The organism is Erwinia aphidicola (assembly GCF_024169515.1).
Taxonomy (GTDB): Bacteria; Pseudomonadota; Gammaproteobacteria; order Enterobacterales; family Enterobacteriaceae; genus Erwinia; species Erwinia aphidicola.
This window is the reverse complement of the sequence record NZ_JAMKCQ010000003.1, coordinates 53,165-68,701: the sequence shown is the minus strand read 5'-3', so window position 1 is coordinate 68,701 and position 15,537 is coordinate 53,165. Positions and strand designations below refer to the sequence as shown.

17 protein-coding genes are annotated in these 15,537 nt (G+C 54.4%); 13 read left to right on the top strand and 4 right to left on the bottom strand.

Translation table 11 applies throughout. The annotated features are described in order from the left end of the window. The first annotated feature begins 123 nt into the window (after positions 1-123). The 5 genes from J2Y91_RS22855 to J2Y91_RS22835 are packed head-to-tail and all read left to right on the top strand — an operon-like array spanning position 124 to position 5,355. Positions 124-1,437, top strand: coding sequence for an MmgE/PrpD family protein (locus J2Y91_RS22855; protein WP_253539766.1), 1,314 nt, complete (start codon positions 124-126; stop codon positions 1,435-1,437). Between the two features lie 14 nt (positions 1,438-1,451). After that, complete coding sequence (locus tag J2Y91_RS22850) at positions 1,452-2,798, top strand: LLM class flavin-dependent oxidoreductase (RefSeq protein ID WP_133625233.1); 1,347 nt, start codon at positions 1,452-1,454, stop codon at positions 2,796-2,798. Positions 2,799-2,801: 3 nt separating this feature from the next. Beyond that, positions 2,802-3,698: an ABC transporter substrate-binding protein gene (locus J2Y91_RS22845; RefSeq protein WP_133625234.1), complete on the top strand. Its 897-nt coding sequence runs from the start codon at positions 2,802-2,804 to the stop codon at positions 3,696-3,698. Next, complete coding sequence (locus tag J2Y91_RS22840) at positions 3,695-4,597, top strand: amino acid ABC transporter permease (protein WP_048914864.1); 903 nt, start codon at positions 3,695-3,697, stop codon at positions 4,595-4,597. The genes J2Y91_RS22845 and J2Y91_RS22840 overlap by 4 nt, the downstream gene beginning before the upstream one ends. After that, positions 4,594-5,355 carry an amino acid ABC transporter ATP-binding protein gene (locus J2Y91_RS22835; RefSeq protein WP_133625235.1) on the top strand — a complete coding sequence of 254 codons (762 nt, stop codon included), beginning with the start codon at positions 4,594-4,596 and terminating at the stop codon, positions 5,353-5,355. Before J2Y91_RS22840 ends, J2Y91_RS22835 begins: the two co-directional genes overlap by 4 nt. A gap of 46 nt (positions 5,356-5,401) precedes the next feature. Here J2Y91_RS22835 and J2Y91_RS22830 read toward each other — a convergent pair whose 3' ends face one another. Next, a complete protein-coding gene (locus tag J2Y91_RS22830) occupies positions 5,402-6,061 on the bottom strand; it encodes a DUF1345 domain-containing protein (RefSeq protein ID WP_133625236.1) in 660 nt (219 codons plus the stop codon). Positions 6,062-6,315: 254 nt separating this feature from the next. Between J2Y91_RS22830 and J2Y91_RS22825 the strand changes: the two genes are divergently transcribed. The 3 genes from J2Y91_RS22825 to J2Y91_RS22815 are packed head-to-tail and all read left to right on the top strand — an operon-like array spanning position 6,316 to position 8,832. Further along, the gene (locus J2Y91_RS22825) at positions 6,316-7,341 is read left to right on the top strand and encodes a methionine ABC transporter ATP-binding protein (RefSeq protein WP_133625237.1); all 1,026 of its coding nucleotides are present in this window, start codon (positions 6,316-6,318) and stop codon (positions 7,339-7,341) included. Continuing rightward, on the top strand, positions 7,334-8,002 hold the full coding sequence (locus J2Y91_RS22820; RefSeq protein WP_133625238.1) for a methionine ABC transporter permease: 669 nt from the start codon (positions 7,334-7,336) through the stop codon (positions 8,000-8,002). The genes J2Y91_RS22825 and J2Y91_RS22820 overlap by 8 nt, the downstream gene beginning before the upstream one ends. Positions 8,003-8,019: 17 nt before the next feature. Continuing rightward, on the top strand, positions 8,020-8,832 hold the full coding sequence (locus tag J2Y91_RS22815) for a MetQ/NlpA family ABC transporter substrate-binding protein (protein ID WP_133625239.1): 813 nt from the start codon (positions 8,020-8,022) through the stop codon (positions 8,830-8,832). 61 nt (positions 8,833-8,893) lie between these two features. Here the strand turns inward: J2Y91_RS22815 and J2Y91_RS22810 are convergent, their stop codons facing one another. Continuing rightward, positions 8,894-9,688, bottom strand: a complete 795-nt coding sequence (locus tag J2Y91_RS22810) for a lipid II-degrading bacteriocin (protein WP_133625240.1) — start codon at positions 9,686-9,688, stop codon at positions 8,894-8,896. 208 nt (positions 9,689-9,896) lie between these two features. Between J2Y91_RS22810 and J2Y91_RS22805 the strand changes: the two genes are divergently transcribed. Continuing rightward, entirely contained in the window at positions 9,897-10,280 is a 384-nt protein-coding gene (locus J2Y91_RS22805) for a hypothetical protein (RefSeq protein WP_133625241.1), read from the top strand. 202 nt (positions 10,281-10,482) lie between these two features. On the opposite strand, the gene J2Y91_RS22800 is transcribed toward J2Y91_RS22805, so the two are convergent. Then, positions 10,483-11,127 (bottom strand): TetR/AcrR family transcriptional regulator, encoded by a 645-nt coding sequence (locus tag J2Y91_RS22800; protein WP_133625299.1) that lies wholly within the window; start codon positions 11,125-11,127, stop codon positions 10,483-10,485. A gap of 284 nt (positions 11,128-11,411) precedes the next feature. Here J2Y91_RS22800 and bhsA point away from each other — a divergent pair, with 284 nt between their 5' ends. Together bhsA and J2Y91_RS22790 are read left to right on the top strand one after the other, a co-directional pair. After that, a complete protein-coding gene (gene bhsA, locus J2Y91_RS22795; RefSeq protein ID WP_133625242.1) occupies positions 11,412-11,669 on the top strand; it encodes a multiple stress resistance protein BhsA in 258 nt (85 codons plus the stop codon). Positions 11,670-11,704: 35 nt separating this feature from the next. Then, entirely contained in the window at positions 11,705-11,962 is a 258-nt protein-coding gene (locus tag J2Y91_RS22790) for a hypothetical protein (protein ID WP_133625243.1), read from the top strand. A 138-nt stretch (positions 11,963-12,100) separates the two neighbouring features. Here the strand turns inward: J2Y91_RS22790 and hpaR are convergent, their stop codons facing one another. Continuing rightward, on the bottom strand, positions 12,101-12,544 hold the full coding sequence (gene hpaR / locus J2Y91_RS22785; protein ID WP_253539763.1) for a homoprotocatechuate degradation operon regulator HpaR: 444 nt from the start codon (positions 12,542-12,544) through the stop codon (positions 12,101-12,103). 254 nt (positions 12,545-12,798) lie between these two features. Between hpaR and J2Y91_RS22780 the strand changes: the two genes are divergently transcribed. After that, positions 12,799-14,088: a fumarylacetoacetate hydrolase family protein gene (locus tag J2Y91_RS22780; protein WP_133625245.1), complete on the top strand. Its 1,290-nt coding sequence runs from the start codon at positions 12,799-12,801 to the stop codon at positions 14,086-14,088. Continuing rightward, positions 14,075-15,529, top strand: a complete 1,455-nt coding sequence (gene hpaE, locus J2Y91_RS22775) for a 5-carboxymethyl-2-hydroxymuconate semialdehyde dehydrogenase (protein WP_133625246.1) — start codon at positions 14,075-14,077, stop codon at positions 15,527-15,529. The genes J2Y91_RS22780 and hpaE overlap by 14 nt, the downstream gene beginning before the upstream one ends. Positions 15,530-15,537 lie beyond the last annotated feature (8 nt).

The window sequence follows — 15,537 nt, the reverse complement described above, 5'->3', positions numbered from 1 at the left end:
CTTAGTTTATTTCGGAATGGCCTATAACCGTTGGATATTGGCCCCTCAACTGCGAACAAAAGAAAATAACCGTAATTTATAACGTATTGATTTATGTCAATACCTTATCAAAAAAGGTGTCTTTTGAACATTTCTCTCACTGCACGGCTGGCAGAAACGCTATCCAGCATCAATCCTGGCGCGACTGAGCGGCATAATGCCCGTGCTGGCGTCATGGATTACTTCGCCTGTCTGTTTCCTGTACTGCACGGAAGCGTACTGGAAAGCGGCCTGGACGCAATATTTCGCGTATTCCCGGCTGAACATTCGCTGGAAAACCTGGCGCTGCAGCTCGGCTATCTCAGTCATTCTCTGGATTTCGATGATTATCACGCTAATTTCCGCGGCCACCCCACTACTGTGGTGCTCTCCTCACTGCTGGCGCTGAGTACTACGCGTAAAGCGCAAAGCGTGGAGGATTTCCTCGATGCTTATGTTGTCGGGGTAGAACTGGCAGGCCGGTTAGGGAAAGCCATCGGCACGCGCCACTATTCGGCCGGATTCCACAGCACTGCCACGCTTGGAACCCTTGCTGCCACTGGCGCAGCCTGCCGGTTATTGCAGCTCAGTAACGCCGAAACGCAGGTGGCCATCGGGCTGGCGGCGACTCAGGCCTCCGGTTTACGCAGCCAGTTTGGTTCAGCGGCTAAACCTCTGCATGCCGGGCTGGCCGCCCGCAGCGCGGTCAACAGCGTACAGCTGGCTCAGGCGGGTTTCGCCGGGCAGAGCAGCGGTGTTTTGGAGAGCTTCCTGCAGGCGCTGGGCTTTGGTGCCGGACAGCCGGCTGACTTGCTACATGAGTGGGGATCCCCGTGGCGCATTGTTTCACCGGGCCTGGAGTTTAAACGCTACCCGACCTGTGGTGGCACCCACAGCGCGGCCGAAGCCGCATTCATCCTGCGTGAGCAGTTGCTGACGAACGCGAAATTGTCTGACGTTGAACGGATTGAAGTCAGCTTTCCACCAGGCGCCGATACCGCACCGAATATCACCGCGCCGCGTAACGGCGTTGAAGCGCGTTTCAGCCTCGAATACGTGATTGCCGATGCGCTGCTGAACGGCAGCGTTGCGCTGGAAAATTACAGTGAAGCGCCGGTTGACGACGTGATTGCTGAACTCGCCGCGCGCGTCAGCCGCCATCCCGACCCGAGTGCGCCTGCGGATGAGCTCGATCCCGATCGTCGTTTCCATCGCGTCACGCTTTATCTGCGCAACGGCAGCTCGCTCAGCCACTGTGTTACGCGCCGTGAAACCGCCGCAGCGCTCACTGACGTCGAGGCCAAGCTGCGCAACAGTCTGGCAGCTCTGCCTGCCGCTCAGGCACAAACCATTTTCAACGATGCATGCCTGGCGGATAGCGCCGCGCTGCAGCGTCTTATTTTCCTGATTAGCCAATAACGAAAGGATCTCCCATGTCTGTGCAGAAAACCTCACCGCGCCAGCTGCGTCTCGGCCTGTTTGTTCAGGCGCTGGGCCACCACGTGGGCGGCTGGCGTGCTGAGGGGGCGAAAGGCTCTCCGACCGATGTCGAATGGTTTACCTGGATCGCCAAAAAAGGCGAAGAAGGCCTGTTTGATATGTTCTTCGTTGGCGATGCGCTGGCAACGAGCGTTCACCGCCTCCCTTCCACTATGTCACGCCTGGAGCCTCTGACGCTGCTTTCCGCGTTGGCGGTGCAGACTAAATATATTGGTCTGGCGGCGACGGCCTCTACCACTTTCGATCAGCCGTTCCACCTGGCGCGCGCGCTGTCATCGGTCGACCATATCAGCCGTGGCCGCGGTGCGTGGAACGTGGTGACCTCATTCTCTGCTGATGCCGCGCGCAATTTCAGCCGTGAAGATCTGCCTTCCCACGCCGAACGCTACGATGTGGCGCGCGAGTTCCTCGATGTGACCTTTAAACTGTGGAACGGTTGGGAAGAGGGCGCAATCGTGCGCGAAAAAGAGAGCGGTCGTTACTCTGACGAAGGGAAGATTCACGCTGCCAACCACAAAGGTAAATATTTCCAGGTGCAGGGACCGCTGAACATCGCCCGTTCCCCGCAGGGGCGTCCGGTGATTATTGAAGCCGGATCTTCCCCGGCCGGTCAGAAACTGGCGGCGGAAACTGCTGAAGTGGTGTTTACCGCAGCGGCCTCACTGGAAGAGGGGCAGGCGTTCTACCGCAGCCAGAAACAGTTTGTGCGCGATGCTGGTCGCCAGCCGGATCATTTGCTGATCCTGCCGGGCGTGATGCCGATTGTCGGGCGCACGCGTGCGGAGGCGCAGGAAACCTGGAACCAGCTGAATGAACTGGTGGATATCGATAACGGTATTGAACAGCTGTCCGCGCGCTTTGGCGTGGATATGACCGCTTATCCGCTGGATGGGCCGGTGCCGGAGATTGGCGGTACGGAAGGCGGGCAGAGCCGCGTCAAGCTGCTGACCGACCTCGCCGCGCGTGAAAACCTCACCCTGCGCCAGCTGGCAGCCGTGGCGGCCGGTTCCCGCGGTCACCGGGTGATTGTGGGCACCGCCGAAGATATCGCCGATGACTTCCAGCAGTGGCTGGAACAGGACGGGGCGGACGGTTTCAACATCATGCCAGCGGTGCTGCCAAATCAGCTGGAGCTGTTTGTCGAACTGGTGGTGCCTGAGCTGCAGCGCCGTGGCCTGTTCCGCAGCGAATATCATTACAGCACTCTGCGTGAAAACCTGGGGCTGCCGTCCATCGATGAAAATTTTGCTGCCGTGCCTGCACTGGCAACTGAGGGGTAACTGATGAAACACATTGCACTGACTGCCGCCGTAATGGCGCTGACTCCAATCACCGCCGTCCTGGCCGCCGATCAGGATGTTGCCTTTGCCAGCAGCGTGAAGCCGAAGGCCGATGCGGCGCTGCACGCTACGCTGCCGGAAGATATTCTGAAGAGGGGCTATATTGTGGCGGGAACCAACCCCAACACGCCGCCTACTACTTTTTACCAGGCGGATAATAAAACCCTGGCCGGGCGCGAGATTGATATTGTCAGCGCGGTTGCTGACCGCCTCGGTGTGGCCGTGCACTGGCGTGATACCGGGGGCTTTGACAACATTATCCCTGGTCTGAAATCTGGTCGTTACGATCTGGCCGCGTCTAATATCGATGCCAATAAGAAGCGTCTGCAGCAGGTTGATTTTGTTGGCTACTACAACGCATCTAAACTGGCGCTGGTCGCCCGTAAAGATGCGGAGCTGGGGCCAGTCAACACCTTCGCCGAGCTGTGTGGCAAGACCGTGGGCGCGGGAGCAGGTACGTCGCAGATCACCCGCCTGCAAACCGCCAGCGAAGCCTGTATTGCCGATAAAAAACCAGCGATAACTATCCCGGTATTCCCGGATCGTCCGGCGGGCGTGCAGGCAGTAATCAGCGGTCGCGTGCCGATGTTTTTTGGTCCGTATGAAGGCCTGCGCTACCAGGCCAGCCACGTTAAGCCGCTGGCATTAGCGGGTGAAATCACCATTGAGGACACCATCGTCTCTATCGCTCTGCCAAAACAGTCGCCGCTGGAGAAGCCGATTCAGGCCGCATTGAACTCACTTATCAAAGATGGTACCTATCAGCAGATCCTCGATAAATGGGAAATTGGCTTCGGCGCGGTGAAAACAGCGGGCCTGAATGAAGAGATTGCCAAATGAGTGTGCGGCCTGACGACTCAGGCGCCGGGCTGCGCATTGTCGGTCACCGCCATTACGGGCGCTGGTTTAGCGCGCTGATCGTGCTGCTGTTGGTGGTGCTGATGGGGTCATCGGTGGTCAGCAATCCGCGCTTCGAGTGGGACGTGGTGGCGCAGAATCTGACGGAAGCCTCGATCCTCAACGGCGTGATAATGACCATCAAGCTGACGGCGATCTCCGTGCTGTTCGGCTTTGCCGGGGGAACGCTGCTGGCGCTGATGCGCCTGTCGGCCAATCCAGTGCTGGTCGGGGTGAGCTGGGCCTATACCTGGTTCTTCCGTGCGGTGCCGATGCTGGTCCAGCTGTTCCTCTGGTACAACATCGCTGCGCTCTATCCGAAGTTAACCCTGTCGCTGCCGTTTATCGGCGAGGTCTGGCATGCCACCACCAACGAGATTATCAGCCCGTTCAGCGCGGCGGTGATTGCGCTGGTGATGCACCAGTCGGCCTATGCGGCGGAGATTATCCGTGCCGGGATACAGAGCGTTAATCCGGGCCAGCTGGAGGCGGCGAAAGCGTTAGGCTATCGTCCCGGCCAGATTTTCCGCCAGACCGTGCTGCCGCAGGCGATGCGCACCATTCTGCCCCCGGCAGGTAATGAAGTGATCGGTCAGCTGAAAACCACCGCTGTGGTTTCGGTGATTGCGCTGCAGGACGTGCTCTATTCGGCACAGATTATCTATCAGCGTACCTACGAGGTGATCCCGCTGCTGCTGGTTGCCACCGCCTGGTATTTGCTGATGACCTCAGTACTGTCCATTGGCCAGCATTATGTTGAAGCGTGGTTCAGCCGCGGTAACAGCCCGGCGAAACGCAGCTGGTTTCGCCGCCTGCCGCAGCAACAGGAGCAGGAATCATGAGTGAATCGATCAGCCTGCGCGGCATTCATAAACAATTTTCCGGCAAAACGGTACTGCGCGATATCAGTATGGATATTGCCGCCGGTTCGGTGACGGTAATCCTCGGGCCTTCCGGCTCCGGGAAATCAACGCTGCTGCGCTGTATTAACCACCTGGAAAAACTTGATGCCGGCACCATCCTCGTGGGGCAATCGATGATTGGCTACCGCCGCAAGGGGCAGCATTTAGTGGAGCTGCCGGAGAAACGCGTTGCCGCGCAGCGTCAGCGCATCGGCATGGTGTTCCAGCAGTTCAATCTGTTTCCGCACCGTACCGTGCTGCAGAATATCAGCGATGCGCCGCTGCGCATTCGTGGTGAGAAGCGTGCCGTGGTGGAAGCCCGCGCGCTGAAATTACTGGAGCAGGTCGGGCTGGCGCACCGGGCGCAGGCGTGGCCGCGCGAACTGTCCGGCGGCCAGCAGCAACGCGTGGCGATTGCCCGGGCGCTGGCAATGGAGCCGGAAGTGATGCTGTTCGATGAGCCGACCTCGGCGCTGGACCCTGAACTGGTGGGTGAAGTACTGCAGGTGATGAAGCAGCTGGCACATTCCGGTATCACCATGGTGGTGGTCACCCACGAAATTGGGTTCGCCCGCGAAGTGGCGGATAACATCGTGTTTATGGATAACGGAACAGTAGTGGAAAGCGGCGATGCGCGCACATTACTGGACAATCCGCAACATCCGCGCCTGCGCGAATTTCTCGCCAGCGTGTTGTAACTTGTTAAAGTCTGCCTCCCCGTTGAGGCAGATGATTTTATTACCCCTAACTCAGCAACCCCGCCCCGACGTTCACCGACAGCCCCAGAATTGCCAGATTAAACACAAATGAAATCACCGACTGCAGCAGCGCGATCTGTCGCATATCGGTGGTGCCAGTTGCCACGTCGGCGGTTTGTGCCGCCACGGCGATGGTGAAGGAGAAGTAGATAAAATCCCAGTATCCCGGCTCGGCGGGCTTTTCAGGAAAAATCATCGGCGTGACCTTGGCCGTTCGATGTAAGTAGTGATGATGGGCGTAATGCATGGCAAAAGAGGTGGGCAGCAGCGCCCATGACACGACCAGCGTGGCGGCGGTCAGCAGCAGGTGCAGCACGCGCGGGGTGCCATGCAGTGCTTTTAGCGTGGTCAGCTCCAGCAGAATCGCCACAATACTGACCAGGCAGGTGAGCGTCACCATGCTCAACACCAGCGTGGCGCTCTCATCCTCAATTTTCGCGATATGCGGAATATCTTTATTCGGCGTACGCAGCATGCGTAACCACAAGAAAAACAGATACAGCCACGCCAGCACGTTCCAGCCGATCAGCAGCCGCTGAAGCAAACCCAGCTGAGCAGGAAGAAGGAAGAAACATAGCAGACCGGCGGTGATGGATACGATCAGCCGCAGGCGGGCGTGCAAATAATGTTGCAATGAAATACGCATGGGTTCAGGGCTTAGTTAACGTTGATATAGAGGTTTAACTGTAGACGCTGCTGGCCTGAAACCCCTCCCGACAAGCTTTAGATTGTTCCTCAGATATTTCTTTTGGTTATAAGCCATGTTTTTTCGGTCGTTTCCAATAAATCCTGGCCTGATTAATATCACTTGGCAATTAGTGCTACCAATAATGCATTAAAAATAATCAGTTTAATTAATCAGCATATTTTGCTGATAAAACGGCAGAAAACAGGCATCAGATGATAGTTTTGCGCAACGTTACTAAAATATTTAACGCCCGGTCCGGCCCGGTAACCGCCGTTGATGATGTCAGCCTGCAGGTTGAGCAGGGGCAGATTTACGGCATTATCGGTTACAGCGGGGCAGGGAAAAGCACCCTGATCCGCCTGCTGAATGGTCTTGAGAAGCCAACCTCCGGTAGCGTGACCGTCGCCGGGCAGGATATTGCCGAGGCCAGTGGTGAAACGCTGCGTCAGGCACGCTTAAAAATCAGCATGATCTTCCAGCATTTCAATCTGCTGTGGTCGCGTACCGTCAGTGAAAACATCGCTTTCTCACTGCAGATTGCCGGTGCGCCGAAAGCAGCGATCCAGCGACGGGTGCAGGAACTGATAGCCCTGGTCGGGCTGAGCGGCAAAGAACACGCGTATCCGTCCCAGCTGAGCGGCGGGCAGAAACAGCGCGTCGGAATTGCTCGCGCGCTGGCTAACAGCCCGGATGTTTTGCTGTGTGACGAGGCAACGTCGGCTCTCGATCCACAGACCACCGACGCCATTCTTGAGCTGCTGCTGGATATCAACCGTCAGCTGAGGCTCACCATCGTGCTGATCACTCACGAAATGCATGTCGTCCGCAAAATCTGCCATCGCGTGGCGGTGATGGAAGCCGGGCGCATCGTGGAAGAGGGCGAGGTGCTGTCGGTATTTACCCGCCCGCAGCAGCCAATCACCCGCCAGTTCGTTAAGCAGACCACTGAATACAGCAGTGCGAACACACCCTTTAACCTGGCGCTGGTCAATCCCACCGAAGGTGAAGTGCTGAAGCTGACCTTTGTCGGGCTGAGCACGCAGCAGCCGATCGTCGGTGAACTGACGCTGAAATACGCACTACCTTTCAATATTCTGCATGGAAAAATGACGCAAACCACCAACGGAACCTTTGGCGAACTGTGGTTGCAGGTCCCGGCCAGCAGCACCCAGCTGGAAAATATCCTGGCGGACCTGCACGCCCACGCAATCACGACCGAGGTGGTAAAAAATGTTTGAGACCCTGTTTCCTCATCTGAAGCTGGACGCACTGTGGTCCGCCACCGTTGAAACGCTGTATATGACCGCGCTGTCCGGCGTGGCAACTTTTGTGCTGGGGATTTTGCTCGGGCTGGCGCTGTTCCTTACCGCGCGCGGCGGGCTGTTCCAGAACCGTGCGGTTTACTCGACGATCTCCCTGCTGGTTAATGTCTTCCGCTCTATCCCGTTCATCATCCTGATTGTGCTGCTAATCCCGTTCACCAAAACGCTGATTGGCACCATTCTGGGTGCCGATGCGGCACTTCCGGCGCTGATTGTCGGTGCTGCCCCATTTTACGCCCGCCTGGTCGAGATTGGGTTGCGTGAGGTAGACAAGGGCGTGATCGAGGCTTCCCGTTCGATGGGCGCGCGCCTCAGCACTCTGATTTTCCGCGTTCTGCTGGCGGAGTCCTCCCCGGCGCTGGTGTCAGGAATTACGGTGACGCTGATTGCGCTGGTGAGCTACAGCGCGATGGCGGGCGTGATCGGCGCGGGTGGCCTTGGCAATCTCGCGTATCTGGAAGGTTTTCAGCGCAACCACAGTGATGTCACGCTTGTGGCGACGCTCATGATTCTGGTGATCGTTTTTATCATCCAGTTCTTAGGTGATGTCATTACAACACGGCTCGATAAACGATAACTTTTTAGGAAAACAAAATGAAAAAAACACTGACGCTGCTGGCTGCAGCAACTCTGGGTGCGCTGAGTTTGAGTGCATGGGCGGATACGCTGATCGTTGGCGCCTCTAACGTGCCGCACGCTGAAATTCTGGAGCAGGCCAAGCCGATTCTGGCGAAGCAGGGCATCGATCTGGAAATCAAACCGTTCCAGGATTACATCCTGCCAAACACCGCGCTGGCGAGTCGTGATATCGACGCCAACTACTTCCAGCACATTCCCTATCTGAACAGCGTGCTGAAAGACCATGCTGATGATAAGAGCTATGATTTTGTCAGCGCCGGGGCAATCCATATCGAGCCGATTGGTATTTACTCGAAGAAATACAAATCGCTGAAGGATCTGCCTGAAAATGGCAAAGTGATCATGCGTGATGCGGTGGCGGAAGAGGGGCGAATTCTTTCCATCTTCGAGAAAGCGGGCGTGATCAAACTCAAGCCGGGCGTCAGTAAGGTTGATGCGCGCATCAGCGATATCGTTGAGAACCCGAAACACCTGAAGTTCCTCGCCAACGTTGAAGGCGCGCTGCTGCCGCAGATGTACAACAACGACGAAGGCGATGCGGTGGTGATTAACGCGAACTACGCAATTGATGCCGGACTCGATCCGGTGAAAGGCCCGATTGCGGTGGAGAGTGGTGAGAACAATCCTTACGCCAATATCATTACCGTGCATCGCGGAGACGAGAAGAAGCCGGATATCGTGGCGCTGGTTAACGTGCTGCACTCTAAAGCGATTCAGGACTGGATCCGCACCAAGTACAAAGGCGCGGTGATCCCGGTTAATAACTGATTTAAAGATTATTATTATTCGGATCATAGGGCTTCTTTTATGGAGCCCTTTTTAGTATTGGTCAGTGACCAGATAATTTTATATTCGTAAGTTGGCCATTTATATTGATTTTGTAATCCTTCCCATTGAACGTTTTTCCCAAAAAGTTGCCAATGGTAGTCAATGCTTCACCAATGCGTGACCGATGGGTGCTGGGATTAAAATCGTAAGTATCTTGAAAACTCCGAATATTACCAACAAATAACCACTCACCAGATTCCTTGCGAGTAAATTTTCCTTCCATTCTCAAATTTATGTAACCAAGATAAAGACCTGCTGAAATGTTGTCGAGACCAGTGTCATAAGAGAATTTATAATTAAAGTTGTACACTCCAGGAGCACTCATTGCCATTATTTCATTGTCGAAATCCTTTATTCTATCCGGTGTTAAATTGAGGCCCAGGCTTCCAATTTCGGTATCCATCGTTCGACCATTCCCCCATAGAAAATTGGCTAAAGCGGATACCACGCTGTATGGTCCACCGCTTAACCTGTCATTCATGTCACTGATCTGAAAATTTTTCCAGTCTGCAGTCTGCCCCATATAGGCCATTGCAGAGTTTGGACCTGGATAGCCTTGGTCAAAAAATATCATTTCCCGACACCAGGCCAGAAGCCCTTTCAAATCTCCCTTTTTAGCCAGTTCCTTACCGCGCAATGGATCAAAAGCCCCACCGTTGGAAATCTGCATAATAGCCATAGCCTGAGCTTGTCCCGGTGGAACGGAGGTCGTACCGCCAGGGTTAAAACCGCCATAGCCTCCAGTACCGCCCGCAGAAACCACAGGAGCGGTAACTACCATTGTTCCTTCACTCATTATGTACCTCCATTATTACAGGGTAATATCCTGTGTAATATTTTTCATTTACCTTATAGAGAAAATCGTATAACTTTAGGGCGAATTGTGGGGGCGTCTGGATCTTTATGATGAATAATATTTTTATTTTTAATAAAATTGTTTGTCAGTTGTATTCATATGTAAAACTTTATTCCAATGAGTGATTTTAAAAATATCAAGGTGGCTTATGGTTAAGTTTTATTACCGTTTACTCATAGTAATACTTATCATTCTGACGATGATGGTGTCGGTTGTTCTTTTATTTATTTATATACGCACAGGGGCCTATGCATACAGTGATGAAAACCTTGCTGAATGCGTTGCCTATACACCCGAGCAGGCGAAAATGCGCGTGCTTCAGGCTGTGCTGCATAAAGAGAATAATTGGAGTGACTGGCCGTCAGCGCAACGGGCGGCTAATGAAGCCGGTATTGGCTTTGTTGATTGGGATTTGCATAAGGGAGAGGACTCCTGGTTCGTCCCGTTCTACGATAATCGCTATCCAGACAAGGAGCAGTTCGGAATGCTTGATTGCGGCACGCTGATTGTTGAATTCGCGTCAGAAAAGTAACCGCCCGTCACTTCCCCGTATATCTTCTAACCTTATCTTTTTTAAGCATTCGTCACCTCTTTGCTGCAACGATACACTCTCCGGTAGCGCAACTTTAACCGGAGTAACGATGATATCGGTTAGCGGGGTGGGAGCACTCCAGAAGGGCGGGGTTTCACGGCGCATCTGATAAAAAAAAACGGAAGGTATTCACCTTCCGCTCTCAGCAGCAGCCCAGCTTGCTCAGCGCCGGCCACTGCTTCATCAGCGTATCAATCAGCTCGTCCAGCTCCGCCCTGGTCGCGCCTTCGCGGGCGCGTACCGACATGCCCTGCAGCAGACAGCCAAGAAAAGCCGCCAGCGCACGAATGTTGGTGCGCTCATCCAGTTCACCTGCCTTTTGGCGTAGCTGCAGAAACTCCAGCAGATTACTTTCCTGATTATTATGACGGTGGCGCAGCATCTCGGCCACTTCGCTGGAGTCTGCCGACAGCCCGCTGGAGGTGCAGATAAAGAAGCAGCCGCCCGGTTTCTTGCCATCGGTAAAGCAGGAAGCGGTTGAGCGGAAGTAGTTCTCAATGCCGCTGGCGACGCAGCTTTCCGGGCAGGCGAGCGCTGCTTCATTCTGTCGGGCGAATTTCTCTGTATAACGGTCCACAGCCGCGCGGAACATACCCTCTTTGTTGGTAAATTCTGCATACAGCGTGGGCGCTTTGGCTCCCGTTGCCTCGACTAAATCCGCGAGAGAAGTGCCTTCATAACCGTGACGCCAGAACAGCTCAAGCGCTTTGTCCAGCGCGGCTTCGCGATTGAAAGTCTTTGGCCGTCCCCGGCTTTTACGTGTCCCTGCGTCCTGCTCAGTAGTCATCATTCCTCACTTACGCAATACCGCATTATCGAATAAATTATCAATCAGTATAAAAATAATGATCGCGCTTGTCGAGCGAGATTGTTGTCTGGTTTATAGGGATGTTCCTAAGAGGAAATCCTAACTTTAAAATAAATAAATTCAATGTGTTAACTATTAAATTATCGATCATTAATAAATTGTCTTTGACGCAGGTCAACAAGGCGCTTAGTATTTACCTATCGATCGTTAACTAATTGACGACGGCAACATCAGACAACCTAAATTACTTAAGAGAAATCATCATGAAAAACATCAAAATGGCTCTGGCCGCTATCGCTCTGACTTCCGTATCTTTCGCTGGTTTCGCTGCTGACCTGGTCAACAACGAGCCGGTTCAACAGCAGCAGGTTGGCGTGATTTCTGCCAGCGGCGCAACCAATCTTTCTTCACTAGAAGCTCAGCTTTCCGCTAAAGCGGATCAGGCCGGTGCCAAATCATTCCGTATCACCTCAGCATCAGGTGATAACAAATTGAACGGTACTGCGGTGATCTACCAGTAACAATGAAAACGTTGAATGAGCATCAAGGGGGGATTATGAAAGGCCGTAAATTAGCCCTTGTTGCCGTCATCCTGAGCACGATATCGGGTGCCAGCCTGGCAGCACTTTCTGAGGGTAGAGTCATTACCGTTCAGCCGCTGACAACCAGCAGCTATGTGACCGGCAGTACCACGCTGGTGTCGCTGGATGTGCAGCTGTCGGGAAAGCAGGCCGCACCCGTAACCAGAGCCTTGCGTACCGCTTCGGCCTCTGGCGCGAACAGCCTGTATGGCACCACGATTAGCTATCATTAAGTTGTGCAATTCAAAAACGCCGCTGCTCAGTCAGCGGCGTTTTTTTTACCCTTCAAAATCTCGTTCGATCTTCCTGATTTGAACGCTACCTCTCTTGCCCGAGCGGAAAGCCCGCAGGTGAAACGCCGGGTCCGCTGCTTAGCCTGTTTCCGTTACTGCCTCAGCTGATGGCGGGGATAACTGATTAAACTCCTCCAGCAGACGCTGTAACTGCGCCAGTTTCTCGCTGTTGAACTGTTGCTCAATCTGGCTATATCCGGCGTCGATCTCGCGGCGCGCCTGATGATACAGGCTCAGGCCTGCCGGGGTTAATGCTGCCACCAGTTTGCGCTGGTCGTTCACTGGCTTCAGGCGCGATACCATTCCGTCGCGTTCAAGGCGGGTGAGGATACCGGTCAGACTGGGTCGCAGGATGCAGGCCTGCTGCGCCAGCTGATGAAAATCCAGCATATGGACCTCTGCAAGGATACGCACAACCCGCCATTGTGGCTCGGTAAGGCCATAACGATGAAGTATCGGGCGGAAGTATCCCATCGCCTTTTCCCGTGCCTGAAGCAGGGCAATAGTCAATGATTCATGCATATTTTTCACAAGCTTTTTGGGTATTTCATTAATACTAACACTGTTTACATGCAGAGGGATATTACGGCAATTGGGTACTTTTCATTTAACTCGATGTACTAATCAAAATAATGATAAATAAGTTATTTATACATAAAATGGTTTTTTGTTAGTCATGTCACAACTCAAATAAACAGGGTTGATTCCCGTAAAATTAGCGCGTAACTATGATTTCATTAACATGTTAATGAACTGTTCTGTTTGAGGGAGTGAAGATGAAAAGAACTGTTTTTGCGGTGGCGCTGAATCATCAGTCGCAGACCACAGACTGGGAAGAATGCTTTCGTCTGCCGCCTTATCAAACCCCACCTCAAACCCCTGTCTGGTTTATTAAGCCGCGTAACACATGGCGGGTGAATGGCGATGCGATCGGGCTCGCTCAGGAAACGGTATACAGCGGGGCTACCGTGGCGGCGATCGTCGGTAAAACCGCGCGCAAAGTCAGTGCAGAGCAGGCGCCAGACTACATTGCAGGCTACGCGCTCGCCAACGAGCTCAGCCTGGCGGAGGAGAGTTTTTACCGCCCGGCGATCCGCGCCAAATGCCGGGATGGTTTTTGCCCGATTGGTGAGATAGCGCAGGTGCGCAATATCGGTGCATTGGAAATCCTGACGGAAATTAACGGCGAGGTGAAGGATTGCTGGAATACCGCCGACCTGCTGCGTAGTGCTGAAGAGTTGATCGCTGCGCTCAGTGAGTTCGCCACCCTGCAACCGGGTGATGTCATCCTGCTGGGTACGCCACAACAGCGGGTGGCTATTCAGCCAGGCGATGTGGTAACGGTGAAAGCGGCGGGTTTACCCACGCTGAGTAACGCGTATGTCGAGGATGCAGAACCCATCCTGCAGCCCGAAGCCTCGCCCACCCTTTTCGCTCTCGGGCTGAATTATGCCGACCATGCCAGTGAACTGGATTTTAACGCGCCGCAGGAGCCGCTGGTTTTTATCAAGGCAGCGAATACGCTGACCGGCGACCACAGCGTGTCGGTGCGGCCAGATAACGTTGGCTACATGCATTATGAAGCTGAACTGGTGGTGGTGATTGGCAAAACGGCCCGGCAGGTCAGCCGTGAAAGTGCAATGGAGTATGTCGCTGGCTATACGCTGTGTAACGACTATGCGATACGCGACTTTCTGGAAAACTACTATCGCCCGAACCTGCGGGTAAAAAGCCGCGATGCGCTGACCCCGCTGCGGGCAGTAATTACCCCCTCGTCTTCCCTGCACAATCCCCATGATTTACGGCTGAAAACCTCCGTTAACGGCGAGCTGCGCCAGAGCGGTAATACCCGCAATATGGTGTTTGATATCCCGTTTCTGATCTGCTGGCTCAGCGAGTTTATGACGTTACAGGCGGGCGACATGATCGCCACGGGTACGCCCAAAGGTCTGTCAGACGTGAAACCCGGCGATGAAGTGGTGGTAGAAATCGAAGGTGTCGGGCGTTTAACCAACCGGATTATCAGTGAAAAACAGTTTGAGGACAGCCTGCATGAAAAAAGTTAACCACTGGATTAACGGCAAAAATGTCGCCAGCGACGATTACTTTACCACCTGCAACCCGGCGACCGGTGAGGTGCTGGCCGAGGTTGCCTCCGGCGGCGAACAGGAGATTGAACAGGCCGTTGCAGCAGCAAAAATCGCTTTTCCGAAATGGGCAGGTACGCCTATGAAAGAGCGGGCGCGGCTGATGCGCCGTCTGGGAGAACTGATTGACCGCAACGTGCCGCAGATTGCTGAACTGGAAACTGCCGATACCGGTTTACCGATCCACCAGACGCGCAACGTACTGATCCCGCGGGCCTCACACAATTTTGAATTTTTTGCGGAAATCTGCCAGCAGATGAACGGACGCAGCTATCCGGTGGACGACAAAATGCTGAACTATACCCTGGTGCAGCCAGTGGGAGTCTGCGCGCTGGTGTCGCCGTGGAACGTGCCGTTTATGACGGCTACCTGGAAAGTGGCACCCTGCCTGGCGCTGGGCAATACCGCCATCCTGAAAATGTCCGAGCTGTCACCGCTCAGTGCCGATCGGCTTGGCGAGCTGGCGCTGGAGGCCGGTATTCCGGCCGGAGTACTAAACGTCGTACAGGGCTATGGTGCTACGGCCGGGGATGCGCTGGTGCGCCATCACGATGTGCGCGCCGTCTCATTCACCGGTGGCACCGCCACCGGGCGCAACATAATGAAAAATGCCGGATTGAAGAAATATTCGATGGAGCTGGGAGGGAAATCGCCGGTGTTAATCTTCGAAGATGCTGACATCGAGCGTGCAATGGATGCGGCGCTGTTCACCATCTTCTCGCTTAACGGCGAACGCTGTACCGCCGGTTCGCGCATTTTTATCCAGCAAAGTATCTATCCCGAATTTGTTCGGCGTTTCGCTGAGCGCGCTAACCGGCTGCGCGTTGGCGATCCTGGTGACCCTCAAACCCAGGTTGGTTCTCTGATCAGCCCGCAGCACTGGGAAAAGGTTTCCGGCTATATCCGCTTAGGAATTGAAGAGGGGGCGCAGCTGCTGGCAGGTGGGCCGGATAGACCCGCAGGCCTGAAACGCGGAAATTTCCTGCGGCCAACGGTGCTGGCCGACGTAGACAATCGTATGCGCGTGGCGCAGGAAGAGATTTTTGGTCCGGTCGCTTGTCTTTTGCCATTCAAAGATGAGGCGGAAGGGCTGCGTCTGGCGAATGACGTGGAATATGGCCTGGCTTCCTATATCTGGACTCAGGACATCAGCAAAGTGATGCGGCTGGCACGGGGCATTGAAGCCGGAATGGTGTTTGTGAATACCCAGAACGTGCGCGATCTGCGCCAGCCGTTTGGCGGCATTAAGGCTTCAGGCACCGGAAGGGAAGGGGGTGAGTACAGCTTTGAAGTGTTCGCCGAAATGAAAAATGTTTGTATCTCATTTGGCGATCATCCGATCCCGAAATGGGGCGTGTAAGGAGTTCA